Annotated in this window: 24 protein-coding genes and 1 pseudogene; 19 read left to right on the top strand and 6 right to left on the bottom strand. The window is 41.6% G+C overall.

The window, feature by feature from the left end; translation table 11 throughout:
• Positions 1 to 12: 12 nt before the first annotated feature.
• From I2F76_RS09145 to I2F76_RS09105, 9 genes are all read left to right on the top strand, one after another.
• Positions 13 to 492: a V-type ATP synthase subunit K gene (locus I2F76_RS09145; protein WP_003009435.1), complete on the top strand. Its 480-nt coding sequence runs from the start codon at positions 13 to 15 to the stop codon at positions 490 to 492.
• Positions 493 to 562: 70 nt separating this feature from the next.
• Positions 563 to 1,153 (top strand): hypothetical protein, encoded by a 591-nt coding sequence (locus I2F76_RS09140; protein WP_070675926.1) that lies wholly within the window; start codon positions 563 to 565, stop codon positions 1,151 to 1,153.
• 9 nt (positions 1,154 to 1,162) lie between these two features.
• A complete protein-coding gene (locus I2F76_RS09135; protein WP_195487711.1) occupies positions 1,163 to 2,182 on the top strand; it encodes a V-type ATPase subunit in 1,020 nt (339 codons plus the stop codon).
• A complete protein-coding gene (locus I2F76_RS09130) occupies positions 2,163 to 2,483 on the top strand; it encodes a V-type ATP synthase subunit F (RefSeq protein WP_003009443.1) in 321 nt (106 codons plus the stop codon). Before I2F76_RS09135 ends, I2F76_RS09130 begins: the two co-directional genes overlap by 20 nt.
• Positions 2,480 to 3,184 carry a GNAT family N-acetyltransferase gene (locus I2F76_RS09125; RefSeq protein WP_195487710.1) on the top strand — a complete coding sequence of 235 codons (705 nt, stop codon included), beginning with the start codon at positions 2,480 to 2,482 and terminating at the stop codon, positions 3,182 to 3,184. Before I2F76_RS09130 ends, I2F76_RS09125 begins: the two co-directional genes overlap by 4 nt.
• Before the next feature lie 33 nt (positions 3,185 to 3,217).
• On the top strand, positions 3,218 to 5,008 hold the full coding sequence (locus tag I2F76_RS09120) for a V-type ATP synthase subunit A (RefSeq protein ID WP_195487709.1): 1,791 nt from the start codon (positions 3,218 to 3,220) through the stop codon (positions 5,006 to 5,008).
• Positions 4,995 to 6,380 (top strand): V-type ATP synthase subunit B, encoded by a 1,386-nt coding sequence (locus tag I2F76_RS09115; protein WP_003002370.1) that lies wholly within the window; start codon positions 4,995 to 4,997, stop codon positions 6,378 to 6,380. The genes I2F76_RS09120 and I2F76_RS09115 overlap by 14 nt, the downstream gene beginning before the upstream one ends.
• 3 nt (positions 6,381 to 6,383) lie before the next feature.
• The gene (locus tag I2F76_RS09110; protein WP_003002380.1) at positions 6,384 to 7,007 is read left to right on the top strand and encodes a V-type ATP synthase subunit D; all 624 of its coding nucleotides are present in this window, start codon (positions 6,384 to 6,386) and stop codon (positions 7,005 to 7,007) included.
• A gap of 523 nt (positions 7,008 to 7,530) precedes the next feature.
• On the top strand, positions 7,531 to 8,664 hold the full coding sequence (locus tag I2F76_RS09105) for a M23 family metallopeptidase (RefSeq protein ID WP_070586611.1): 1,134 nt from the start codon (positions 7,531 to 7,533) through the stop codon (positions 8,662 to 8,664).
• Positions 8,665 to 8,749: 85 nt separating this feature from the next.
• On the opposite strand, the gene I2F76_RS09100 is transcribed toward I2F76_RS09105, so the two are convergent.
• Positions 8,750 to 9,919 (bottom strand): CynX/NimT family MFS transporter, encoded by a 1,170-nt coding sequence (locus I2F76_RS09100; protein WP_195487708.1) that lies wholly within the window; start codon positions 9,917 to 9,919, stop codon positions 8,750 to 8,752.
• Positions 9,920 to 11,303: 1,384 nt separating this feature from the next.
• Here I2F76_RS09100 and I2F76_RS09095 point away from each other — a divergent pair.
• The 8 genes and pseudogenes from I2F76_RS09095 to I2F76_RS09065 all read left to right on the top strand — a co-directional run bounded on the left by I2F76_RS09095 (position 11,304) and on the right by I2F76_RS09065 (position 16,189).
• Positions 11,304 to 11,585 (top strand): autorepressor SdpR family transcription factor, encoded by a 282-nt coding sequence (locus tag I2F76_RS09095; protein WP_003009465.1) that lies wholly within the window; start codon positions 11,304 to 11,306, stop codon positions 11,583 to 11,585.
• Positions 11,572 to 12,207, top strand: coding sequence for an SdpI family protein (locus tag I2F76_RS09090; RefSeq protein WP_061455895.1), 636 nt, complete (start codon positions 11,572 to 11,574; stop codon positions 12,205 to 12,207). Before I2F76_RS09095 ends, I2F76_RS09090 begins: the two co-directional genes overlap by 14 nt.
• Positions 12,208 to 12,411: 204 nt before the next feature.
• A complete protein-coding gene (locus tag I2F76_RS09085; protein WP_037615446.1) occupies positions 12,412 to 12,783 on the top strand; it encodes a DUF2513 domain-containing protein in 372 nt (123 codons plus the stop codon).
• Between the two features lie 83 nt (positions 12,784 to 12,866).
• A pseudogene (locus tag I2F76_RS10725) lies at positions 12,867 to 12,974 on the top strand (30S ribosomal protein S9); the annotation flags it as partial.
• Positions 12,975 to 13,428: 454 nt separating this feature from the next.
• Positions 13,429 to 13,632, top strand: a complete 204-nt coding sequence (locus I2F76_RS09080; RefSeq protein WP_003010127.1) for a hypothetical protein — start codon at positions 13,429 to 13,431, stop codon at positions 13,630 to 13,632.
• The gene (locus I2F76_RS09075; RefSeq protein WP_195487707.1) at positions 13,625 to 14,611 is read left to right on the top strand and encodes an ABC transporter ATP-binding protein; all 987 of its coding nucleotides are present in this window, start codon (positions 13,625 to 13,627) and stop codon (positions 14,609 to 14,611) included. The genes I2F76_RS09080 and I2F76_RS09075 overlap by 8 nt, the downstream gene beginning before the upstream one ends.
• On the top strand, positions 14,608 to 15,402 hold the full coding sequence (locus I2F76_RS09070; protein ID WP_003013825.1) for an ABC transporter permease: 795 nt from the start codon (positions 14,608 to 14,610) through the stop codon (positions 15,400 to 15,402). Before I2F76_RS09075 ends, I2F76_RS09070 begins: the two co-directional genes overlap by 4 nt.
• Before the next feature lies 1 nt (position 15,403).
• Positions 15,404 to 16,189, top strand: a complete 786-nt coding sequence (locus I2F76_RS09065) for an ABC transporter permease (protein ID WP_003013947.1) — start codon at positions 15,404 to 15,406, stop codon at positions 16,187 to 16,189.
• Between the two features lie 479 nt (positions 16,190 to 16,668).
• On the opposite strand, the gene rpmG is transcribed toward I2F76_RS09065, so the two are convergent.
• The 4 genes from rpmG to I2F76_RS09045 all read right to left on the bottom strand — a co-directional run bounded on the left by rpmG (position 16,669) and on the right by I2F76_RS09045 (position 18,392).
• Entirely contained in the window at positions 16,669 to 16,818 is a 150-nt protein-coding gene (gene rpmG, locus I2F76_RS09060; RefSeq protein ID WP_001265622.1) for a 50S ribosomal protein L33, read from the bottom strand.
• Between the two features lie 15 nt (positions 16,819 to 16,833).
• Complete coding sequence (gene rpmF / locus I2F76_RS09055) at positions 16,834 to 17,016, bottom strand: 50S ribosomal protein L32 (RefSeq protein ID WP_003009516.1); 183 nt, start codon at positions 17,014 to 17,016, stop codon at positions 16,834 to 16,836.
• Positions 17,017 to 17,166: 150 nt separating this feature from the next.
• Positions 17,167 to 17,367 carry a PTS ascorbate transporter subunit IIC gene (locus I2F76_RS09050; RefSeq protein WP_195487706.1) on the bottom strand — a complete coding sequence of 67 codons (201 nt, stop codon included), beginning with the start codon at positions 17,365 to 17,367 and terminating at the stop codon, positions 17,167 to 17,169.
• A gap of 2 nt (positions 17,368 to 17,369) precedes the next feature.
• Entirely contained in the window at positions 17,370 to 18,392 is a 1,023-nt protein-coding gene (locus I2F76_RS09045) for an SPFH domain-containing protein (protein ID WP_195487705.1), read from the bottom strand.
• Positions 18,393 to 18,583: 191 nt separating this feature from the next.
• On the opposite strand from I2F76_RS09045, the gene ilvD reads away from it, so the two are divergent.
• Both ilvD and I2F76_RS09035 read left to right on the top strand, forming a co-directional pair.
• Complete coding sequence (ilvD, locus tag I2F76_RS09040; RefSeq protein WP_195487704.1) at positions 18,584 to 20,287, top strand: dihydroxy-acid dehydratase; 1,704 nt, start codon at positions 18,584 to 18,586, stop codon at positions 20,285 to 20,287.
• A gap of 534 nt (positions 20,288 to 20,821) precedes the next feature.
• Positions 20,822 to 22,096, top strand: coding sequence for a uracil-xanthine permease family protein (locus I2F76_RS09035; protein ID WP_195487703.1), 1,275 nt, complete (start codon positions 20,822 to 20,824; stop codon positions 22,094 to 22,096).
• A gap of 162 nt (positions 22,097 to 22,258) precedes the next feature.
• On the opposite strand, the gene I2F76_RS09030 is transcribed toward I2F76_RS09035, so the two are convergent.
• Positions 22,259 to 22,600 (bottom strand): metal-sulfur cluster assembly factor, encoded by a 342-nt coding sequence (locus I2F76_RS09030; RefSeq protein WP_013904437.1) that lies wholly within the window; start codon positions 22,598 to 22,600, stop codon positions 22,259 to 22,261.
• Positions 22,601 to 22,621: the final 21 nt, after the last annotated feature.

The following is a 22,621-nucleotide window of genomic DNA, read 5'->3' as shown; positions in this document are numbered from 1 at the left end:
AGGAGTATATTCATGGAATCTTTAGCATCATATTTTTCAGCCCATGGGGGCGCCTTCTTTGCAGCATTTGGTGTGGCGATCGCCGTTGCACTTAGTGGAATGGGATCTGCCCTTGGGGTTGGTAAAACGGGTCAAGCAGCAGCAGCGCTCTTGAAAGAACAACCTGAGAAATTTGCCCAAGCCTTGATTTTGCAATTGTTGCCAGGTACACAAGGTTTGTACGGTTTCGTTATCGGGATCTTGATCTGGTTGCAAATTAAGCCAGATATGCCACTTGAAACAGGGGTTGCTTACTTCTTTACAGCTCTTCCAGTTGCGATCGTTGGTTATTTCTCAGCAAAACACCAAGGAAATGTTGCGACAGCAGGGATGCAAATCTTAGCCAAACGCCCTGAAGACATGATGAAAGGGGTTATCCTTGCGGCCATGGTTGAAACTTACGCCATCTTGGCCTTCGTTGTGTCCTTCCTATTGACCCTACGCGTCGGCTAAGAGCTAGCTTTGATGGATTCGCCTTACGAGGCGAAAAACACAAGACGCATGCAATAGGAGAAAAAACGATATGGATGAACAAACCCAATTAAAGGATTCGATCTTGGCCCAAGCCCACGAAAAAGGGCGTAAACTCTTAGAAGAGGCCAAGGAAACCATCCTAAAAGAAGAGACTGCGCAAGAAGAGCGTTTGATCCAAGACAAACTTAATCAACGCTCCGAGCAGCTCAAGCGGATTCAACGTCAATTGCAACGTGAAACCCAACAAATCGAAAATAAAAAACGCCAATCCACCCTTGTCACCAAGCAACGAGTCTTAAAGGATCTCTTTGCAGATGCTTATGAAGCGATGGTGGCTTGGCCCCTTGAAAAGGAAATGCAGTTTGTAGATGCGGTCTTAGAGCGCTATCAGGGACAAGTTGTGACCCTGACCTTTGGGGCGGTGAGCGCTGCTAAATTTGATTCAGCAGCTCTTGAGAGATTGAAGCAGACGCATCAGAATGTGACAGTTGCAGATGCAACGATCCCAGCTCAAGCAGGCTTTGTCCTGTCGGTTGGGAAGATTGATGACAACTATCTCTACTTTGATTTGGTGGATTCCATTTGGGAGCAAGAAAGCTACCAGATGGCAGCCAGCATTTTCACAGATGAAGAGAACTAGGAGGTTGCAATGAGCGAACGGACCTATTCTCAAGTCAATACAGGAATCAGCGTACGTGAGGCTAGTTTTGTCAGTCCCAGTCAGTTTGAGCAGTTGCTTGCAAGTCCCTCAAGCGAGAGCCGAGAAGGCTTGCTACAAGGGACACCTTATGCTTTAGATAGCCAGGAGATCAAGGATTTATCAGTCCTTGAAGCCCGTCTGATGGCAGCCTTGTTGGCAGAATACCAATGGGCTTTTGAGGTAAGCCCTCAGTCAGACCTGGTTAGCCTTTTTACCTTGAAGTACACCTATCATAATCTCAAGGTTTATCTAAAACACAAGGCGACAGAGCGCAAGTTGGGGCACTTATTGATCCCTATCGGTCCTTATTCTCTTGATGTGCTCGAGCATTTGGTGGCGACCTTTTCTGCGGAGCATTGTCCGGCCTTTATGGCGGAAGAAGTGGCTGCAACCTGGCAAGAATTCCAAGACTATCAGGACTTGCGGGTCCTCGAAATCGGGATGGACTTAGCTTATTTTAAACACCTGAGATGCTTAGGGGACAGCCTAGATCATCCGATTCTGAAGCAGTTGGTGGACGTGACCATTGACTTTTACAATGCGATTACAGTTAAGCGGGCCTTGGATCAGCAAAAACCGCATAGCTTTATGCACCAATTGCTCTCAGATGAAGGGAGCCTCAGTGCCCATCAGGTGATCGACCTGCTAGAATCCGGTCAGTGGTTGACCTGGTTTTATCAAGTCAATCCGCTAGAGTACGATCTCGCTTTAGAGACTTATGAAGAAAAGATGCGCACCGGTCAACTAAAGACCGTAGAGTTGGAGTATTTAGAGAGTTTGGTGAAATTCAGTCTTCTAGACGCTGGCCGTTTTGAAGTTGATGGACCACTCCCTCTTGTTCGTTATCTTTACGGAAAAGAGTTAGAGGTGACCAACCTTCGTTTGGTCCTCTCTGGTTTGGACAATGGTTTTCCGCTAGCAGACATCAAAGAAAGGATGAGACCGATTTATGGACAAACAGACCTATAAGATCGCCGTTGTGGGCAATCGGGACGCCATCCTTCCTTTTCGCCTGATTGGCTTTCAAACCTATCCGGTCACAGAGCCACAAGAAGCGATCAATACCCTGCGAAAACTCAGTCGGGAAAACTTCGGGATTATCTACCTGACAGAGGATATTGCTCAGGCTATTCCAGATACAGTGGCTTTTTACGACCAGCAGCTGACTCCGGCTCTGATCCTTATCCCGACCCATAGAGGAACTACGGGACTGGGCCAACAGCGGATTCGTGATAATGTCGAAAAAGCAGTAGGACAGGATATTTTATGAGAACAAATGAATTTGGCCAAGCGATTGGCGATGCACTGCCGGATTTTACACCGGGGCGTCTGCCAGCTATTGAGCGGATCGAAGGTCGCTATACTGTGATCGAGCGCCTCTCAAAAGAAAAACATGGAGCAGATCTTTATCAGGTCTACGGGCCGGACTCTCCAGCAGCTATGTGGACCTTTCTGTTCAAAGGCCCTGCCCGCAATGAGGAGGAGTGGGACCACTTATTAGATGATCTCATGACAGCCCAAGGTCGCTTTTACTATGCGATTGTAGACAAAGATTCAGGCAAGGCTTTGGGGACTTTCTCTCTTATGCGGATCGATCAAGCCAACCGGGTGATCGAAGTTGGAGCAGTGACCTATTCACCAGCGCTCCAAAAGACACGCATGGCTACGGAAGCCCAGTATCTGTTAGCGCGCTACGTGTTTGAAGATTTAGGCTACCGCCGCTATGAGTGGAAATGCGATGCCTTAAACCAAGCATCTCGCAAAGCAGCTGAGCGCTTGGGATTCACCTATGAAGGCTGTTTCCGTCAGGCTGTTGTTTATAAAGGTCGTACCCGCGATACAGACTGGTTGTCTATCATTGACCAAGAATGGCCAGCAATCAAAGAGCGCTTCGAAGCCTGGTTGGATCCAACTAATTTCGATGCCAATGGCCAACAAAAGCAATCTCTAAGAGAGATAGCACAAAAGTAAAACAAAGAAACAAAGGATTCCCAGGAGGAATACATGACTCAAGGAAAAATTATCAAAGTTTCCGGTCCCTTGGTGGTTGCATCAGGGATGCAGGAGGCCAATATCCAAGATATTTGCCGGGTTGGCGATCTTGGTTTGATTGGCGAAATTATTGAGATGCGGCGGGATGAAGCCTCTATCCAAGTATACGAAGAAACATCTGGAGTCGGTCCAGGAGAACCAGTGGTAACAACTGGAGCTCCCCTTTCTGTCGAGTTGGGACCAGGCTTGATCTCTCAGATGTTTGACGGGATCCAACGCCCCTTGGAACGTTTCCAAGAAGTCACCGCCAGTGACTTCCTCGTTCGTGGGGTGCAAGTTCCTAATCTAGATCGTGACACCAAATGGACCTTCGAACCAAGTGTAGCAGAAGGAACTGAGGTAGTCGCAGGAGACATCGTTGGTACCGTTCAGGAGACCAATATGGTGGAACACCGCATCATGGTACCGTTCGGTGTCAGTGGACGTGTGACCAAGATCGCAGCAGGTTCTTACACAGTAGAAGAGCCGGTCTATGAGATCGAGCAGGCAGATGGTAGCCTCTTTACTGGAAGTCTGATGCAAAAATGGCCGGTTCGTCGAGGCCGTCCCTTTGCACAAAAACTGATTCCGGAAGAGCCTTTGGTTACCGGTCAACGGGTTATTGATACCTTCTTCCCTGTAACAAAAGGTGGAGCTGCAGCTGTTCCTGGTCCTTTCGGAGCTGGAAAGACCGTTGTGCAACACCAGGTGGCCAAGTTTGCCAACGTAGACATCGTGATCTACGTGGGTTGTGGGGAACGTGGAAACGAAATGACGGACGTTCTGAATGAATTTCCCGAATTGATCGATCCAACAACTGGTCAATCCATCATGCAACGGACCGTTCTGATCGCCAACACTTCGAACATGCCAGTAGCGGCGCGGGAAGCGTCCATCTATACAGGGATCACCATTGCGGAATATTTCCGTGATATGGGCTATTCCGTTGCCATCATGGCCGATTCTACATCGCGCTGGGCAGAAGCTCTTCGTGAAATGTCTGGTCGTCTAGAAGAAATGCCAGGGGATGAAGGCTACCCGGCCTACCTTGGTAGCCGGATTGCTGAGTACTACGAACGGGCCGGTCGAGTCAAGACACTCGGAACCACTGCGCGTGAAGGCTCTATTACGGCGATTGGTGCCGTTTCTCCTCCGGGTGGAGATATCTCAGAGCCGGTGACCCAAAACACCCTGCGGATCGTCAAGGTCTTCTGGGGACTAGATGCTCAGTTGGCGCAACGACGACACTTCCCAGCCATCAACTGGTTGAGTTCTTATTCTCTTTACCAAGATGAGGTGGGCCAATATATCGATCTACATGAACAAATCAGCTGGTCTGAAAAAGTGACACGCGCTATGAACTTGCTTCAAAAGGAAAGTGAATTGCAAGAAATCGTCCGCTTGGTTGGTCTAGATTCCTTGTCTGAAAAAGACCGCTTGACCATGAATGCGGCCAAGATGATCCGTGAAGACTACCTGCAACAAAATGCCTTTGATGAGGTCGATACCTATACTTCTTTCAGCAAGCAGGTGGCCTTGTTGACCAACATTTTGACCTTTGACCAAGAAAGTCAAAAAGCACTAGAATTAGGGGCTTACTTCACAGAAATCATGGAAGGAACCGTGGCTCTTCGAGACCGCATTGCCCGTAGCAAGTTCATCCATGAGGACCAGTTGGCAACCATTCAAGCCCTGAAAGAAGAAATCGTAGAAACCCTACACCAAATCGTCGCAAAAGGAGGAGTAGACAATGAGCGTGATTAAAGAATACCGTACTGTCAGCGAAGTTGTTGGCCCCTTGATGATTGTCGATCAGGTCGAAGGAGTTCACTACAATGAATTGGTAGAAATCAAGCTCCATGACGGAACGACCCGTCAGGGACAAGTCCTCGAAGTCCAAGAAGACAAGGCCATGGTCCAGCTCTTTGAAGGATCTAGCGGGATCAACTTAGAAAAAGCCAAAGTCCGCTTTACCGGACGTCCCCTAGAACTTCCTGTGTCTGAAGACATGGTGGGACGCATCTTTAACGGGATGGGCAAACCCATCGATGGCGGTCCAGAGATTATCCCAGAGAAGTACTTGGACATTGATGGACAAGCCATCAACCCTGTTTCACGGGACTATCCAGATGAATTTATCCAGACAGGGATCTCAGCCATTGACCATTTGAATACCCTAGTTCGGGGCCAAAAACTCCCAGTATTCTCAGGTTCTGGTCTTCCTCACAAGGAATTGGCAGCTCAGATTGCTCGTCAAGCGACGGTTCTTAATTCGGAAGAAAACTTCGCCGTGGTCTTTGCGGCTATGGGAATTACCTTTGAAGAAGCCGAGTTCTTTATGAACGATCTTCGGGAGACAGGGGCCATTGACCGCTCTGTCCTCTTCATCAACCTAGCCAATGACCCAGCTATTGAGCGGATTGCCACTCCTCGGATCGCCTTGACAGCCGCCGAATATTTGGCCTATGAAAAAGACATGCACGTCTTGGTTATTATGACGGATATGACCAACTACTGTGAAGCCCTTCGGGAAGTCTCCGCTGCCCGCCGGGAGGTTCCAGGACGTCGGGGCTATCCAGGGTATCTTTATACCAACCTCTCAACCCTCTACGAACGTGCAGGACGCTTGGTTGGAAAGAAAGGATCTGTGACCCAAATTCCGATCCTCTCCATGCCAGAAGATGACATCACCCACCCCATCCCTGACTTGACAGGCTACATCACAGAAGGCCAGATTATTCTGTCCCGCGATCTCTACAATAGTGGTTACCGCCCACCGATCAATGTTCTTCCATCCCTTTCTCGTTTGAAGGACAAGGGTTCTGGTGAAGGCAAGACTCGGGAAGACCATGCGGCGACTATGAACCAGCTCTTTGCGGCTTACGCGCAAGGGAAACAAGCCAAAGAACTAGCTGTAGTGCTTGGGGAGTCTGCCTTGTCAGATACCGACAAGCTCTATGTTAAATTTACAGACCGCTTTGAGCAAGAATACATCAATCAAGGTTTTACCACCAATCGGACGATTGAGGAAAGTTTGGATCTCGGTTGGGAACTCTTATCCATCCTTCCACGAACAGAGCTTAAACGGATCAAGGATGAGATGATTGACAAGTATCTGCCAAACAAAGAGGATTAGCCTATGGCACGATTAAATGTAAAACCAACTCGGATGGAGCTTAATATTCTCAAAGAGCGCCTCAAGACAGCAACCCGGGGGCACAAGTTGCTCAAGGATAAGCGGGATGAACTCATGCGTCGCTTTATTGAAGCTGTGCGTGAGAATAATCGTCTGCGCCAAAAGGTGGAGGCAGCACTGGTGGGCAATATGCAAGATTTCGTGATGGCCAAGTCCTTAGAGAGCGACCTCATGGTAGAAGAAATCTTTGCTGTTCCCACTCGAGAAGTGATGCTCCATATTGAGGAAGAAAATGTCATGAGTGTGCGCGTGCCCAAGCTCCATGCCCGTATCGATAATCCATACGGCGATGATGAAGGGGACGTGGTTTATAGCTACCTCGCCTCCAACAGTCAAATGGATAGCACTATTCAAGAAATGGGGGATCTACTCCCAGATTTGCTCAAGTTAGCGGAAATCGAAAAAAGCTGCCAGCTCATGGCAGATGAAATCGAGAAAACCCGCCGTCGAGTGAACGGACTGGAGTATGCGACTATCCCAGACCTCAAAGAGACCATCTACTATATCGAAATGAAACTCGAAGAAGCCGAACGCGCCAACCTCGTCAGAATCATGAAGGTGAAGTAAGATACATCAAGATACAAAGCCGTTAAGCGACTCAAAGGAAAATAGGGAGCAGGACAGAAGCACTGTTGTATAGAATGCTTCGTTGTCCTGCCCCCACAAGGCTGATTAGGATTTTTCCGAGCTCTTAAAGCGAGAGAAAAATCCAATCAGCTACTGTGCCTTTGGAAGTTAGTACTATTACAGTTTGCGTTTTTCACCCAGCATTTAGGGCGTGTTCAATTCACAAGATACAAAGCCGTAAAAAGCTGTGTTCAATTGCTTTAAAAAATACAAGAGCCTCATTAAGAAACCATTCCTTGATGAGGCTTTTTTTGTGCCCTCGCACTCTTCTTCCACCACCCTCTTTTTATGTTACTAGTTTGTAACAATGTGACAAGAAAGACGAAATGTTACAAGAAAAATACAGTTTTGTTAAATAGCCAAAAAGGCCTTTTATTATTTTTAAATTGTGATAAGATAGTATAGTAGTTAATTTGTCCAAGAAAATCTTGAGCAAAAAAACAAAGAAAAAAGAGGATAAAAGATGAAATTAAAAGTTAATACGAAAGCCTTGATCGCTTCAACAGTAGCTCTTGCAGTGATTCCATTTACAAAAGCCACTGCAGAAACACTTGAAGATTGGGTAGCTCGCTCAGTAGATGAAATCAAACATGATATCCAACAAAGCGGTGAAAACCAACAAACTTATACCATCAAATATGGTGATACATTGAGTTCGATCGCAGAAGCGCTTGGAATCGATGTACATGTGTTGGCAAACTTGAACAACATCAGCAACATGGATTTGATCTACCCAGGTACTGTTTTGAAAACAACAGTAAATGATCAAAAAGAAGTAACTTCAGTTGAAATCCAAACTCCTCAAGCAGGTGCGACAGATGCAACCGTTGCAAGTGCTGACTTGACAACAAACCAAGTGACAGTTGATGACCAAACAGTCGCTGTCAACGATTTGTCTAAACCAGTAAACGAAGATAACAAAGCTGTTCCAGTAGCTCCAGCAGCGGAAACTCAAGAAGCCCCAGCGGAAGCTCCTGTAGTTGAAGTACCAGCAGCAGAAACACCAGCACAACCAGCTGTTCCAGAAACACCAAACTACGGTGCTCCAGCTGTCAATGTTGAAGTACAAAATCAAGAAGCAGCCCCAGCTGCTGCTCCTGAAGCTCCAGCAACTCCTGAAGCTCCAGCTGCTCCTCAATCTGCTCCAGTAGCAGAAGAAGCTCCAGCACAACCAGCAGCAGTAGAAACTGCTGCAGCACCTGAAGTGCAACCAGTAGCATCAACTCCAACAACTGGTAATGCTATTCCAACTGATCCAAATCTTCAACCGCAAGCGGAAGCTTTCCGTCAAGAAATTGCAGCGAAATTCGGTATCACAAACATCGGTGGTTACCGTGAAGGGGATCCAGAAGACCATGGTAAAGGACTTGCAGTGGACGTGATGGTTCCAACAAATTCAGAGCTTGGAGATCAAGTTGCACAGTATGCGATTGATAACATGGACCGTGCAGGTATCTCATATATTATCTGGAAACAACAATTCTACATGCCAGTAAATAACATTTACGGACCAGCTAATACATGGAACCAAATGCCGGACCGTGGTGGAGATACAGCAAACCACAACGACCACGTACATATCTCATTTAACGGATAATAAAACTTCGAACTAGGACAAGTGCCTAGTTCTTTTTTGTATGCACAAAAAAGGCCAGAAGACGAATCTTCCAGCCGGACAATGGTTATAAAATATGATCGACTTTTTCCACCTGATAAAGGGCAATCGCCATGATAATGGTTAAGACCAGGAGCATAAGAATGGCAGGTGTCCAAGAGTGGAAGAGAGATTTACTGTAGCCGAAGAGGATGGGACCAAAGGCTGCAAAGACGTAGCCTCCTGTTTGGGCAAGACCGGAAAGTTGAGCCGTTTTTTCAGGTGTACTGGATTTCATGGAGAAAGCGACCATGAGGTAAGGGAAGAGCGAACTAACGGAACTTCCTATCAGGGCATTGATGACCAGCCAGTAGAAGAAGTTGCTAGTCGGGATTAAGAGCATGGCTACTCCCAGAATCCCTGCTCCGACAACAATGGCAAGCATCAAGCGTCGATTGCGATCGGATAACCGTGTCGTTAAACTTGGGATCGTCAAGGAGAATGGGAGACTGATCAGGGTAAACACGGAGGCAAGTAGTCCAGATTCAACCTTTGAAAGGCCAGCTTGAACAGCCATGGTCGGAAGCCAAGTCATACTTGTATAGAAAAGTAGTGACTGCAATCCTCCGAAAATCATGATAGCCCAGACATATTTATTGGTATACCACTTGCTACTAGATTCCGTAGTAGCAGCCTTTTTGAGTCGGTGGTTGTAGCGAAGGTTAGGAATCCAGATGACCAAAGCAAGAGCACACAAGGCTGTCAAGATGTTGACCAAACCTTGCCAAGAAGTGGCTTTGGTGATCGGAACAGCGACAGAAGAGGCGATCGCCGTGGACATCCCCATAGAAGTGATGTACAAAGTGGTCAGAATGCCTAGTTGGCGGGGTCTGTTCGCCTGAATCAGGCTTGGAAGCAGCACATTGAGAAAGGCGATGCCAGCTCCAATCAAGATGGTTCCCAGATAGAGGAAGGGGAGGTTGATAATCCGAATGGCAGATCCAATCGTAATCGCTATCAAAACTAGGAAAAAGAGGCGCTCAATCCCCAACTTTTTAGCAAATTGAATCGCAAAAGGTGAGAAAATGGCAAAGGTGAGAAGTGGTAAGCTAGTCAATAGTCCCAGAGAGCTCACATCTACCCCCAAACCAGCAGCGATGTCAGACAAGACCGTCGGAAGCGTAGTAAATGGTGTTCGTAAAACAATCCCAAGCATAATGATGCCCGGGATGAATAGCGTAGAATGTGTTTTTTTCATAAATCCTCCTCAGACAAAAATTCTCTTCATTATAACATAGATCGAGCATAAATTGGAGTATTAGTACAAATGAAGGAGAAGGATCGTCGTTCTCACGATCGTTTGCTAAGGGACTAAGGAACGTAGTTTTCGCTTCGCTCAAACCGCATCAATATCTCTAAATTCGGTTGAACTCTCTGAGTTCACCTCATTAAATTTCCTAAAGATCGTAGTTCTCACTATCGTTCGAACTGCGTCAACGTACCTAAACTCGCTAATGCTCGTAAAGGTACGTAGAAAAAAGCCACCGGTTTTGGTGGCTCTTATAGGGAGATTATTATGAAAAAGTTTAGGATTTTCTATCAAACAAAGTTAGGAGGTCTTTATTTGATGGTTTTATTATAAGGCGGTTTGCTTAAAGAAATCTTAAGAAAAGGTTGTGTTTAAAAAATAGGTCTTAAGTCTGACAAAATGCATTAATCATCATTCCAAACAGTAAAATTACTTATTCCATTCTAAGGAACGTAGTTCTCACTAGCGTTCGAACTGCGTCAACGTACCTAAGTTCGTCTACGCCCTTACTAGGTCTGGTTCACAAAAATAGATTAGTAACAATTGCATAACGCAGTGGTTGATTGGTATCTTTGTTCGCTCTTATAGCTCCAAAGAATACCTAATCAACTGTGCGGGGGTGAGACAACGAACAATTTTATAAAATTGTTCTGTCTCACTCCCATAGAAAAAGCCACCGGTTTTGGTGGCTCTTATAGGGAGATTATTATGAAAAAGTTTAGGATTTTCTATCAAACAAAGTTAGGAGGTCTTTATTTGATGGTTTTATTATAAGGCGGTTTGCTTAAAGAAAACTTAAGAAAAGGCGCTGATCGAAAGAATCGGTCTGAAGTCTGAGAAAATACATTAGCTAGCATCACAAATAAGCTGTGTTTTTATTTATAATAACTTTTTCTTTTTAAAGTATGTAGTTTCCGCTCTGCTTAAACTGCGTCAATGTACTTAAGCTCACTAACGTTCGCTAAGGAAATAAAGATCGTAGTTCTCACTGTCGTTCGAACTGCGTCAACGTACCTAAACTCGCTGATGCTCGTAAAGGTACGTAGAGAAAAAGCCACCGGTTTTGGTGGCTCTTATAGGGAGATTATTATGAAAAAGTTTAGGATTTTCTATCAAACAAAGTTAGGAGGTCTTCATTTGATGGTTTTATTATAAGGCTGATTTCTTAAAGAAAACTTAAGAAAAGACGCTGTTTATAAGAATCGGTCTTAGGTCTGATAATTTTTTACAACAGAAACTATTTAGATTTTTTTCTAAATAGAGTTGACAAACCCATCCGAAAGTACTAGAATCTATTTAGAAACATTTCTAAATAGAATAGAGGAGATAGAGAATGAATTTTGCGCAAACATTTAAAGCTTTATCGAATCCGATAAGAAGAAGTATCTTAGAACTGCTAAAGGCGGGGAAATTATCTGCTGGTGATATCGCTGGCCACTTTGATGTAGCAGGAGCGACGATTTCCCATCATTTAAGCCTCCTCAAGCAGGCAGATTTAATTCGAGAGGAAAAAGAGAAGAATTTTATCTACTATGAACTCAATACTTCTGTCTTGGAGGATTTAATGGTCTGGCTCGTTGATTTGAAAGGAGACTCTACTGATGAAAACGAATAAAAAACTATTGCTATTAACTTCTATGGTGATCCTTTTCCCCATGCTTTGGGGGCTGATGATTTGGTCGCAATTGCCTAACCAAATCCCGATTCACTTCAATTTTGCTGGCCAGGCCAATAACTTCCAATCGAAACCCCTGGTTGTGTTTGGTCTTCCTATTTTCGATCTCATGGTGCATCTGTTTATGATTTTCGTGATCGGACGTGATCCTAAGAATCGCACGATGAATGAGAAAATGATCAGAGCGATTTACTGGTTGACCCCAATCGTTTCCTTAAGTACCTCCTATCTCATCTATAGCAAGGCGCTAGGATCTACTACCAATCCATCAGTTTTTGTTTCGGTGTTGCTGGGTCTCATCTTTGTGATCATGGGCAATTACATGCCGAAGCTAAAAGTGAATCACACGGTTGGAATACGTCTGCCTTGGACTTTGCAGAGTGAAGATAACTGGCACAAAACCCATCGCTTGGCAGGGAAGTTGTGGGTCCTCGGAGGTTTGATCCTTCTACTTGAAGCAGGACTTCAATTCGCACTTTCTTATGTTTTGGTGCTGGTCATCCTCGCCATTGTGGTTATCCCTATGGTGTACTCTTATCAATTAAGTCGGAAAAATCGTTAGTATGAAAAACAACCAGAGAAGAAGCCAGTCGGGAACGGTTTCTTTTCCGGTTGTTTTTGTTTGTTCATCGTTTCAAATTCAAAACATTCAGGAAAATACGAATTTTTCGGAAAATTTTTTCTTACATTGTATTTTAAGGATGGATCTTTATTTCTTTCTATAATATACTGTAAATATGAAAAAGTACAGCGTTGAGGTAGCACCATGGAAAGAAATATGGATTTATGTCGATTGATTTTATTTAAGATTGAGGCAGAGTATAGATCAACGTCGCTATATAATCTAAATATTGATGGATTTGATCTTGATACAGTTGCCTATCATTGTAAAATACTGGCTGATGCAGGCCTCTTAGATAGCTTTGCACCTACATATGGAGATGATAGAATTTATACTTTTAGTGTAGGTTCATTGACTTGGGCGGGACATGATTTTCTGGATAAAATAAGAGAAAATACTATGTGGAATCGGACAAAAAATAAGATCAAAGAAAATGCTCTACCTATGACTTTAGAGATAATCAAAAGTGTAGCAACTAACTTAATTAACGATCAAATCAAAAATATGTTTTCTTAGGTCAACTTTTTAAGTAATATCATTGTATTTCCCCTCATTCAATAAAATTTATATAAATTTTTTGAAATTAATCAATAGATACTGTCCTGAAAAGCCTTGGAATTACGCTGTTTTTAGTCCAATTGAAACCCATACTTTCCAAACCAGGTCTTAAGAAAGCTCGTAAAGCATCACAATTATCAAAACGTTAATCAACACGCTTATATCAACGTTTACAGACATTTAAGAAATTTCTCTTGGATGTCTTTTTTTGTCTAGCTAAATTTTACAAATTGGGCAATTTAGGTTACTCAATAATATAAAAAAGATAAAAATTTAAAGTTCGAATTTTAATTTTAAAAAAAGTAATTATTATTGAATATCTGTTCAAACATTTTTTCTTTTCTAAGGTTAATATAAGTATATATACTTTAAAAAAGGAAGTCAAACATCTTGCTCATAGATTTTTGCATTTTTAAAAAATACATTTTGTCATATAATAATGTGGAAAATTGACGGATTCCTTAAATAATCATACAATATGAATATGTAAACCCTTACATACTATTCTACTTATACTTGATAAAATGCAAGTTCTTGAGGATCTATAAATATATAGACACTCTTCTATTTATAAAGTGAAATAAAGAATCACGGAGAAAGTTTATGGATATTAAAGAGACATTCAACCAGCTAGACAATACAAAATTTAATGATTTCAATAATCGCCTTGAAGGTTTTGAGAAACTTTTTAAAGACAAATATTATTTTACCCATCCCGAAGATTTTAGCTCAATCTTTAGCATTTTGGTAAAGTATGGAAAAAGTACAAGTAAATATATTTTATCGAAAGGAGAGATATATGAGTGAAATAGTTATTAATGCTCAGAATTTATCTAAAAATTTTTATAATTTTGATTCAAGACTCCCATTTATCAAGAGATTTTTGAAACGTAATCAAATAACGATTCGAGCTGTTCAAGATATTAGTTTTACGATTAAGAGAGGGAGTATAGTTGGCTTTATTGGGAGTAATGGAGCTGGTAAATCCACAACGATTAAAATGTTGACTGGGACTCTTTATCCTAGTTCCGGAAAATTAGAAGTGAATGGAGAAATTCCATTTAAAAGAAGTATAAATTTTAGAAAAAAAATTTCAATAGTAGTAGGAAATAAATTACAGTTATTTCAAGATGTTTCGGCTATGGATTATTTTCAATTGATTGGTACTTTATATGAGGTAGAACCGGCGATTTTACAAGAACGAATTCAGGAATTAAGCAATTTGTTGAATGTAAAAGATCAGCTTTACCAGCAGGTCCGGACCCTCTCTCTTGGACAAAAAATGAAAATGGAGTTTATCGCGGCATCTTTAACAAGTCCGGAAATATTATTTTTAGACGAGCCTACTATAGGGTTAGATATACAGTCTAAAAAAGATATCAGAACATTTTTAAAGAAAATGAATGAAGAATGTCATACTACTATTATTTTAACGAGTCATGATATGGATGATATTTCGTCTGTTTGTGACGAATTAATCGTCATTGACAAAGGAAAAATTATTTTGCAGGAGTCAATGGATGTTATTTTATCTAAATTTTCTGATTTTAAATATTTAAAGATAAAAATGACATTAGATTTGGTACCAGAGTTATGCTCTGTTAAAGGAGTAGTAGTCATTTCTCAAACAAAATCGGAATGTATACTAAAAATACCTAGAGATTTTGTCTTTGAGACATTAGAATCAATCAATAAGTTTGTAGATATAGAAGATTTTGAAATATCAAATCTTTCTTTAGAAGAAATTATTTTACAAAACTATTTTACAAAAAAGGAGCACAATTGAAAAAAGAAATGTCTATTATTCTGATATCATTTCGATCTATTTTGAACTATAAATCAAGTGTACTATTGTTAATGTTACAGGCAAGTATACAAATTATGATATCAGTATTTTTATGGACGTATATATATCAGAGTAACCAGATAAATATAGCAGGATATGATTTTACCTCAATGGTTCAATACTATTTAGGGACTATAATTTTTTCATATTTTGTTTTTTATCCAGTTGATTGGGAAATCAATGACGATGTTCATTCAGGAAATTTTTTTAGCATATTAATAAAACCTGTTACTTTTTATAAGTATTATTTTTGTAAAATGCTTGGAGATAGGCTTGCTCATTTATTATTTATCATCATTCCTGTCATTTTATTCTCCAGTGTTTATTACAAGAATGAGTTATTAACCATTGAAATTCTTATTTTAGGAAGTATTGCAATTATTCTATCTATGGTTCTATGGTTTTTAATATCATGTTGTGTAGGTATGCTTTCTTTTTGGTTAGAAAATATATTTTTTGTCCTTACTGTTAAAGAAATAGTAATTCAGTTTTTATCAGGAATATTATTGCCTTTAAGTTTTTTTTCAAATAATTTTCGTCTGTTTTTAGATGTATTACCTTTTAAATACTTAGTATATGAACCGCTTCAGATGTTTAGTAATGATACATATAAATTAATAGACTATTTGAGAATTATTTGTATTCAATTGATTTGGTGCATCATTTTTTATATTATATCAAGATTCATATTGAGAAAAGGAGTGGAGCACTTCTCAAATGTGGGAGGATAAAATGTTTAGAATAAAAGTAATTTTTAGGCTACTTCATTTTGGTTTTAAATCTGATATGAATTTTCATTTTGACTTCTTTTGTGGTCTATTTTCGTCGATACTGTGGATTGGTTTACCTATTGTATTTTTTAGATTGATTTTCTTAAACATAGACTCTTTTAATGGTTGGGACTATTATCAAATTTTATTTTTGGTAGGTTCCTACACTATTGTAGATGGAGTTATGATGGGATTGTTAATTAGAAGTATGGGAATTTTAGAATCAGATATTTTGAGTGGTAACTTGGATCAAATTTTATTGAGGCCGTTTGATACTCAGTTGTTCTATATTTTTAGATCATTTAATTTAGTTCAATTCGTGAATACTTTTTTTGGTCTTGCGATCATTTTTATAAGTTATGGAAATTTAAATGTACATTTAAATTCATTAAAAATATTATTTTATATCCTTTCTTTAATGTGTGGTTGTATTATATATTATTCAATTTGGTTTCTAATAACGATTAGTTCATTTTGGTTCCCAACTAAATTTTCAAAAGTAGATGTATTTTTGAATTATATTGGAATTTCTAAGTATCCATATAATATTTTTACAGGTATTAACAGATTGATCACTATGTTATTTGTTCCCAATTTATTAATTGCCAATCCTGCAGTATTAATATTTTTAGGGAAAGATACATTGAACCTATTTTTCTATCAAATAGTTTTTACAGTTTTTTTGATTATTATCAGTCGTACAATTTTTAGAAAAGGATTGAAAAAATATGAAAGTGCAGGAAGATAAACAATGTTGTTCAGTTATATGTTTGACTAAAGGAAGTGATTCGCTGTACTTTGTTTTGTGGTCATTGAAACATCAGATAATTATAAACTATAATTTAAAGAATAGTATTATTAACTTATAGGTGCTAAGAAAAAATTTAAAGAAATTCCCTCATTCAATCAAACTTATTCATATTTTTTAAAATAAGAAAATAGTTGGATTTTGATGATGGTTGATATAAAGCTAAACTGAAAGTACCTGAAATCCAACTGTGTCAAACCAGGTCATACGATCTGTGAGAAAAAGAACACATAACAAAAAGAGGAGCTTCACAATAAAGTTCCTCTTCTTTTATATATCCGAATCATTATTCTTATTTCAAAAAAGGTAGTGAAAAAGGTAGTGATTCGGTTGATTTATATTGCAATGTAGTGAAATTTAGAATTTCAAGAATCGCTTAAAATCAAGGTTTCTAACATCTATTGACGTGTAGTGAACCCCTATTTCACCTCTGTAAACACAACGTGTTTGCGAAGTTTTGGTGAGTATTTCTTCAATTGAAGACGGTCTGGAGTGTTACGTTTGTTTTTAGAAGTAAGGTACAAGCGTTCACCAGATTCTTTGTGTTCAAGTGTAATATTTACGCGCATGGTATCTCCCTTCTATTATTCAGCTGATGCAGCTTTAGCGATCTTACGTCCTTTGTAGTATCCTTTAAGTGATACACGGTGTGAACGTGAGTAATCTCCAGTTGCTTCGTCAAAGTTTACAGATGGAGCTGTTACTTTGTAGTGCGTACGACGTTTGTTTTTCTTCGCTTTTGATGTGCGACGTGCAGGTACTGCCATTTCGTTTTTCTCCTTTTAAGATATAAATTCAATTAGGTTTGATTTTCATCAACTGTAACAGTATAACAAAACTTTTTTGTAAAGTAAAGTTACTTGACAAAAAATTATTAAAAAAATCTCCTGCCTCATCAAATGGGACAGGAGTTCTCCTTAAAGGTCTATTTCAAATGGCTCATCAATCGTTTCCGAAACGTATTTGCCATCCTTTTTTCGTTGCTTGACACATTCTGTCAGCAGGTACTCGATCTGACCATTGACCGATCGAAAGTCATCTTCTGCCCATGATGCGATAGCAGCATATAACTTGGCTGACAGTCTAAGTGGAATTTGCTTTTTCTTTTGATCAACCATTCTTAATAGAGACTTCCTGTGTTGACAATTGGTTGTGCATCATGATTGCCACAGAGAACGACTAGAAGGTTCGATACCATGGCAGCCTTCCGTTCTTCGTCTAGCTCTACAATCTCTCCTTCGCTCAAGCGTTCAAGGGCCATTTCAACCATCCCAACTGCTCCATCGACAATCATCTTCCGCGCATCGATAATGGCAGACGCTTGTTGGCGTTGAAGCATCACAGCTGCGATTTCTGGAGCATAGGCCAAGTAGGTAATACGAGCTTCTAGAATTTCGAGCCCAGCATCTTTTACACGTACTTGAATCTCTTCTCGAATACGACTGGCAACAATTTCACTGGAGCCTCTTAGGCTACCCTCATCTGCCTGGCCGTCTCCTGTCGTATCGACATTAGGAGCTACATCGTAAGGATAGATGCGGACAATATTACGAAGGGCACTATCACACTGCAATGAGAGATATTCTTTGTAGTTATCCACATTGAAGACTGCTTTAGCCGTATCCACTACGCGCCAAGTAACTGCAATACCAATTTCTACAGGATTCCCTAAGCAGTCATTAATCTTCTGGCGAGAGTTGTTTAAGGTCATCACTTTTAAGGAAATATTCTTTTTACCTGTCTCGATGGAAATATTGTTGCCTTCTGTTGTTTTACTGACAGACATGGGGGACTTGGTGGTGACATCACCACTTTGGCCCAAGCGGGTGTTATTGGCAGGATTGACAGCGACACAGAAGGGATTGACAAAGTAAATACCCGCTTCACGAATGGTTCCAATATAGTTCCCAAACAAGGTCAAGACCAAGGCCTCTTGCGGTTTAATAATTTTGATCCCCGCATAGCACACCAGACTAGCAATAAAGAGAAAAATACAGGTAATAACTCCAATTGCAAGCGGGAAACCTTCTGGTAAACTAGCAATCGCACTAATAAAGGCAAAAACTAAAACAAGATCTCCAACTAGCAAGCCTACAAGGACAGCTAAGCCGTTTTTCTTTTGGGTTAAAATTTTTTCTTCCATGGGACGAGCCCTTCTTTCTTTATGATATCTAAATGATATCACTTTGTTTTTAAAAGTCAAGATATAACTGTAAACTATTTTAGCAAGCAAGCAAGCAATTGAGCTAAATTGTCTGAAAATTCAAGAATTTTCTTCTGTCGTTGGGCCGTAAATTGTGCTATAATAATAGAAAAACGATGAGAGGGAATCAGATGACAGAATTAGATACACGCCATCGTAGTAGTGTCTACGACAGTATGGTCAAATCCCCTAACCGGGCCATGCTTCGGGCAACTGGGATGACAGATGAAAACTTTGAAAAACCAATCGTAGGGGTAATCTCTACTTGGGCTGAAAACACACCTTGTAACATCCACCTCCATGATTTTGGGAAACTAGCCAAAGAAGGTGTCAAAGATGCGGGAGCTTGGCCAGTCCAATTCGGCACCATTACGGTTGCGGACGGGATCGCTATGGGAACACCAGGGATGCGCTTCTCCTTGACGTCTCGTGATATCATTGCGGACTCTATTGAAGCGGCGATGGGCGGTCACAACGTGGATGCCTTTGTAGCCATCGGGGGCTGTGATAAGAACATGCCTGGTTCGATGATTGCCATTGCCAATATGGATATCCCAGCGATCTTTGCCTATGGTGGGACCATTGCACCGGGTAATCTGAACGGCAAGGATATCGACTTGGTTTCTGTTTTCGAAGGGATCGGGAAATGGAACCATGGTGATATGACTGCTGAAGAAGTGAAGCAGTTGGAATGTAATGCCTGCCCTGGCCCTGGTGGTTGTGGTGGTATGTATACGGCCAACACCATGGCGACAGCGATTGAGGTCCTTGGGATGAGCTTGCCAGGTTCCTCTTCTCACCCTGCTGAATCAGCGGATAAAAAAGCCGATATCGAAGAAGCAGGTCGTGCAGTTGTGAAAATGCTTGAAATGGGACTGAAACCATCTGACATCTTGAGCCGTGAAGCCTTTGAAGATGCCATTACAGTGACCATGGCACTGGGTGGATCTACCAATGCCACCCTGCACTTGCTTGCGATTGCTCACGCAGCTAACGTGGACTTGACGCTGGAAGACTTCAACGATTTCCAAGAGCGCGTCCCTCACTTGGCGGACTTGAAACCTTCAGGGAAATATGTCTTCCAAGACCTTTACAATGTTGGTGGTGTACCGGCCGTCATGAAATACCTTCTTAAGAATGGTTTCCTTCATGGGGATCGAATCACATGTACTGGTAAAACGGTGGCTGAAAACTTAGAAGCCTTCGCTGATTTGACACCAGGTCAAAAAGTCATCATGCCACTTGACAATCCAAAACGTGCGGATGGTCCATTGATTATCTTGAAAGGGAACTTGGCTCCAGAAGGGGCAGTTGCCAAAGTATCAGGTGTGAAAGTTCGTAACATCACGGGTCCTGCTAAGGTTTTTGACTCAGAAGAAGCTGCCATTGAAGCCGTTCTTTCGGATGAAATCGTGGATGGCGACGTTGTTGTTGTTCGTTTTGTAGGTCCTAAGGGTGGTCCTGGTATGCCGGAAATGCTGTCCTTGTCATCTATGATCGTTGGTAAAGGTCAAGGGGACAAGGTGGCCCTCTTGACAGATGGACGCTTCTCTGGTGGGACTTATGGTCTCGTTGTCGGACACATCGCACCTGAAGCTCAGGTTGGTGGCCCAATCGCCTACCTCCACACAGGGGACATGGTGACAGTTGACCAAGATACCAAAGAAATCACCATGCACGTTTCAGACGAAGAGTTAGCAAAACGCAAGGCTGAAACAACCTTGCCACCACTCTATAGCCGTGGGGTTCTGGGTAAATACGCCCATATCGTTTCTTCAGCATCACGTGGTGCCGTGACCGACTTCTGGAATATGAAACAGTCTGGTAAACAGTAATTACAAGGACGACTTTGTCCAAAGAGAGAGTGGGACAGAAATCGGTAATTCGTTAGAATTCGATTTCGTCGTCCCACCTCCACTCAACCACTGCGTCTTGCTCGACAATCCAAAAATAATTGAGAGGCTGGGACTTTTGTCCAGCCTCTTTTTTGGCTCAAAGTGGCTATTTTCGACCCTGTCGCTGAAACGTATGAATATTACTTTTTGGTGGATTTGAGTGTATCATCTGTCATTTTTTCTTGTAAATCAGTCTATAATTTGCTATAATTGTGACTAATCGAATCAATCCTTTAATACTGTCCAGAGAGGCAGGCAAGGAGCTATGGAAATGAAAGGCCTGGGAAGACCAGCCTATATTTTGTGTATCTCCTTGTTGTGGGGGATTTTTTTGTATATTGAAAAGTGGTTTGATAAAAAAGAAATCGCCGATGATGGAGCATGAAGCGCTCGCTTACAATTTGCTCATCGAAGGTAGATATTTTTGTCCAGCTACAAGCCGTTGCATCTGAATTTTAGGAGGTTTTTACGATCGTGAATAATGTAAAATATGATGTATCTGATATGCCAAAACCTGGTTTATTGCTTGGTTTGTCATTTCAGCATTTGTTTGCCATGTTTGGGGCGACAGTGCTGGTGCCGATTTTGGTTGGAATTGATCCTGCCATCGCCCTCTTCTCATCTGGTTTGGGAACTTTGGCTCACTTGACAGTGACCAAGTATAAGATTCCTGCCTACATGGGGTCCAGTTTTGCTTATATTGCTGCTATGCAGATGTTGATGAAAACAGATGGGATCGCGGCAGTTGCGCAAGGTGCCATGGCGGGTGGTTTGGTCTACTTGTTTGTGGCTCTGATTGTTAAGTATGCGGGGAAAGACTGGATTAATAAGGTCCTTCCACCAATCGTGGTTGGTCCCATTATCATGGTAATTGGTTTGAGTCTTGCGAAGAATGCAGTCACTGATGCGACAACCTTAAATAAAAGCTATAGCGGCTATGCTCTATTGATTTCGATGGTGACCCTCTTTGCAGTTATTCTATTTAATATGTATGGCAAGAAGATTGTCGGTGTCGTCCCAATTTTACTTGGATTAATTGTGGGCTATATTTTCTCAGTGGCTCTTGGTTTGCTGACAGGACATAGTTTTATCGATTTCTCAGAGGTCAGTGCGGCGCATTGGATTCAAGTTCCAAACTTTGACATTCCATTTGTGGATTATAGCTTTAAGCTCTATCCAAGTGCGATTTTGACCATGGCTCCGATTGCCTTTGTGACCATGACGGAACATTTTGGTCACCTCATGGTTTTAAATAGTTTGACGGAACGTGATTACTTCAAGGATCCAGGGCTTGACCATACGCTTACTGGTGATGGTTTGGCACAGATTATTGCCGGATTCTTTGGAGCTCCTCCAGTAACCTCTTATGGGGAAAACATTGGGGTTATGGCCCTTAGTAAGGTCTACTCAGTTTATGTTATTTCAGGCGCAGCAGTGATTGCGGTTGTCATGAGCTTTATTGGGAAGCTATCAGCACTCTTGCACTCTATTCCAACTCCTGTATTGGGAGGGTTGTCTATTGCCCTCTTTGGGGTTATCGCTGCTAGCGGTTTGAAAATTTTAGTTGAACATAAGATTGATTTTGATAATAAAAAGAATCTCTTGATTGCTAGTGTGATCTTGGTATCAGGGATCGGTGGTTTGATGATTGACCTCGGTGGTCTTCAAATCACGGGTGTGGCAACTTCAACGATTCTAGGAATCGTGTTGTATCAAATTCTTCCAGAACCAAAAGCTGACGAGGCTTAGTTTGTTCTGGTGTTGAAAAAGTTTAATGGATTTAATCATCATAAAAAACGAGGAACAAACTCTGATGGCAGAGCTGGTGTTCCTCGTTTTTTTATTGTGGATTGGATTTCCAAAGAGGCATTCCTTCATTAGTTGACTACATTTTTAAAAAGGCAATGCTTATTATCGTGGCGGAAGGCCAAGGGCGATGCGCCCGTATCGGCTGATTCGTGTAATTTTCCAAGCGGGTGACCAAGTCACTTCAACCTTGACATCTTCGATCCCCTCAATTTCTTTTAGGCGAGCGACGATTTCGATCGGAAGGCTCTCAGCACAGCTACAAGCCGTATCGGTGAAGGTCATGACCACCTTGCAAGTACCGGCTTCATCTAGATGGATCTCGTAGATCAGTCCTAGGTTATAGACATCTAACTCAACATCGGTATCAAATACAAGCTCCAATTTTTCGATTAACGACTTCTCTAGTGCGAGGGCGCGGTCATTGATTTTGATATCCTCTCTCATCGCAAGATCCTTTCAGTGTAG

It is taken from the genome of Streptococcus parasanguinis (assembly GCF_015557775.1).
GTDB classification, from domain to species: domain Bacteria; phylum Bacillota; class Bacilli; order Lactobacillales; family Streptococcaceae; genus Streptococcus; species Streptococcus parasanguinis_AA.
This window is presented reverse-complemented; position numbering and strand designations above follow the sequence as displayed.

Bases quoted from the DNA above. Each gene is read 5' to 3' on its own strand.
- I2F76_RS09100 (WP_195487708.1), bottom strand. From the start codon at position 9,919: ATGAAAAAAACACATTCTACGCTATTCATCCCGGGCATCATTATGCTT.
- I2F76_RS09050 (WP_195487706.1), bottom strand. From the start codon at position 17,367: ATGGTTGATCAAAAGAAAAAGCAAATTCCACTTAGACTGTCAGCCAAG.
- I2F76_RS09110 (WP_003002380.1), top strand. From the start codon at position 6,384: ATGGCACGATTAAATGTAAAACCAACTCGGATGGAGCTTAATATTCTC.
- I2F76_RS09080 (WP_003010127.1), top strand. From the start codon at position 13,429: ATGGATATTAAAGAGACATTCAACCAGCTAGACAATACAAAATTTAAT.
- I2F76_RS09140 (WP_070675926.1), top strand. From the start codon at position 563: ATGGATGAACAAACCCAATTAAAGGATTCGATCTTGGCCCAAGCCCAC.
- ilvD (WP_195487704.1), top strand. From the start codon at position 18,584: ATGACAGAATTAGATACACGCCATCGTAGTAGTGTCTACGACAGTATG.
- I2F76_RS09065 (WP_003013947.1), top strand. From the start codon at position 15,404: ATGTTTAGAATAAAAGTAATTTTTAGGCTACTTCATTTTGGTTTTAAA.
- I2F76_RS09120 (WP_195487709.1), top strand. From the start codon at position 3,218: ATGACTCAAGGAAAAATTATCAAAGTTTCCGGTCCCTTGGTGGTTGCA.
- I2F76_RS09105 (WP_070586611.1), top strand. From the start codon at position 7,531: ATGAAATTAAAAGTTAATACGAAAGCCTTGATCGCTTCAACAGTAGCT.
- I2F76_RS09135 (WP_195487711.1), top strand. From the start codon at position 1,163: ATGAGCGAACGGACCTATTCTCAAGTCAATACAGGAATCAGCGTACGT.
- rpmF (WP_003009516.1), bottom strand. From the start codon at position 17,016: ATGGCAGTACCTGCACGTCGCACATCAAAAGCGAAGAAAAACAAACGT.
- I2F76_RS09090 (WP_061455895.1), top strand. From the start codon at position 11,572: ATGAAAACGAATAAAAAACTATTGCTATTAACTTCTATGGTGATCCTT.
- I2F76_RS09130 (WP_003009443.1), top strand. From the start codon at position 2,163: ATGGACAAACAGACCTATAAGATCGCCGTTGTGGGCAATCGGGACGCC.
- I2F76_RS09145 (WP_003009435.1), top strand. From the start codon at position 13: ATGGAATCTTTAGCATCATATTTTTCAGCCCATGGGGGCGCCTTCTTT.
- I2F76_RS09075 (WP_195487707.1), top strand. From the start codon at position 13,625: ATGAGTGAAATAGTTATTAATGCTCAGAATTTATCTAAAAATTTTTAT.
- I2F76_RS09030 (WP_013904437.1), bottom strand. From the start codon at position 22,600: ATGAGAGAGGATATCAAAATCAATGACCGCGCCCTCGCACTAGAGAAG.
- I2F76_RS09115 (WP_003002370.1), top strand. From the start codon at position 4,995: ATGAGCGTGATTAAAGAATACCGTACTGTCAGCGAAGTTGTTGGCCCC.
- I2F76_RS09045 (WP_195487705.1), bottom strand. From the start codon at position 18,392: ATGGAAGAAAAAATTTTAACCCAAAAGAAAAACGGCTTAGCTGTCCTT.
- rpmG (WP_001265622.1), bottom strand. From the start codon at position 16,818: ATGCGCGTAAATATTACACTTGAACACAAAGAATCTGGTGAACGCTTG.
- I2F76_RS09095 (WP_003009465.1), top strand. From the start codon at position 11,304: ATGAATTTTGCGCAAACATTTAAAGCTTTATCGAATCCGATAAGAAGA.
- I2F76_RS09085 (WP_037615446.1), top strand. From the start codon at position 12,412: ATGGAAAGAAATATGGATTTATGTCGATTGATTTTATTTAAGATTGAG.
- I2F76_RS09125 (WP_195487710.1), top strand. From the start codon at position 2,480: ATGAGAACAAATGAATTTGGCCAAGCGATTGGCGATGCACTGCCGGAT.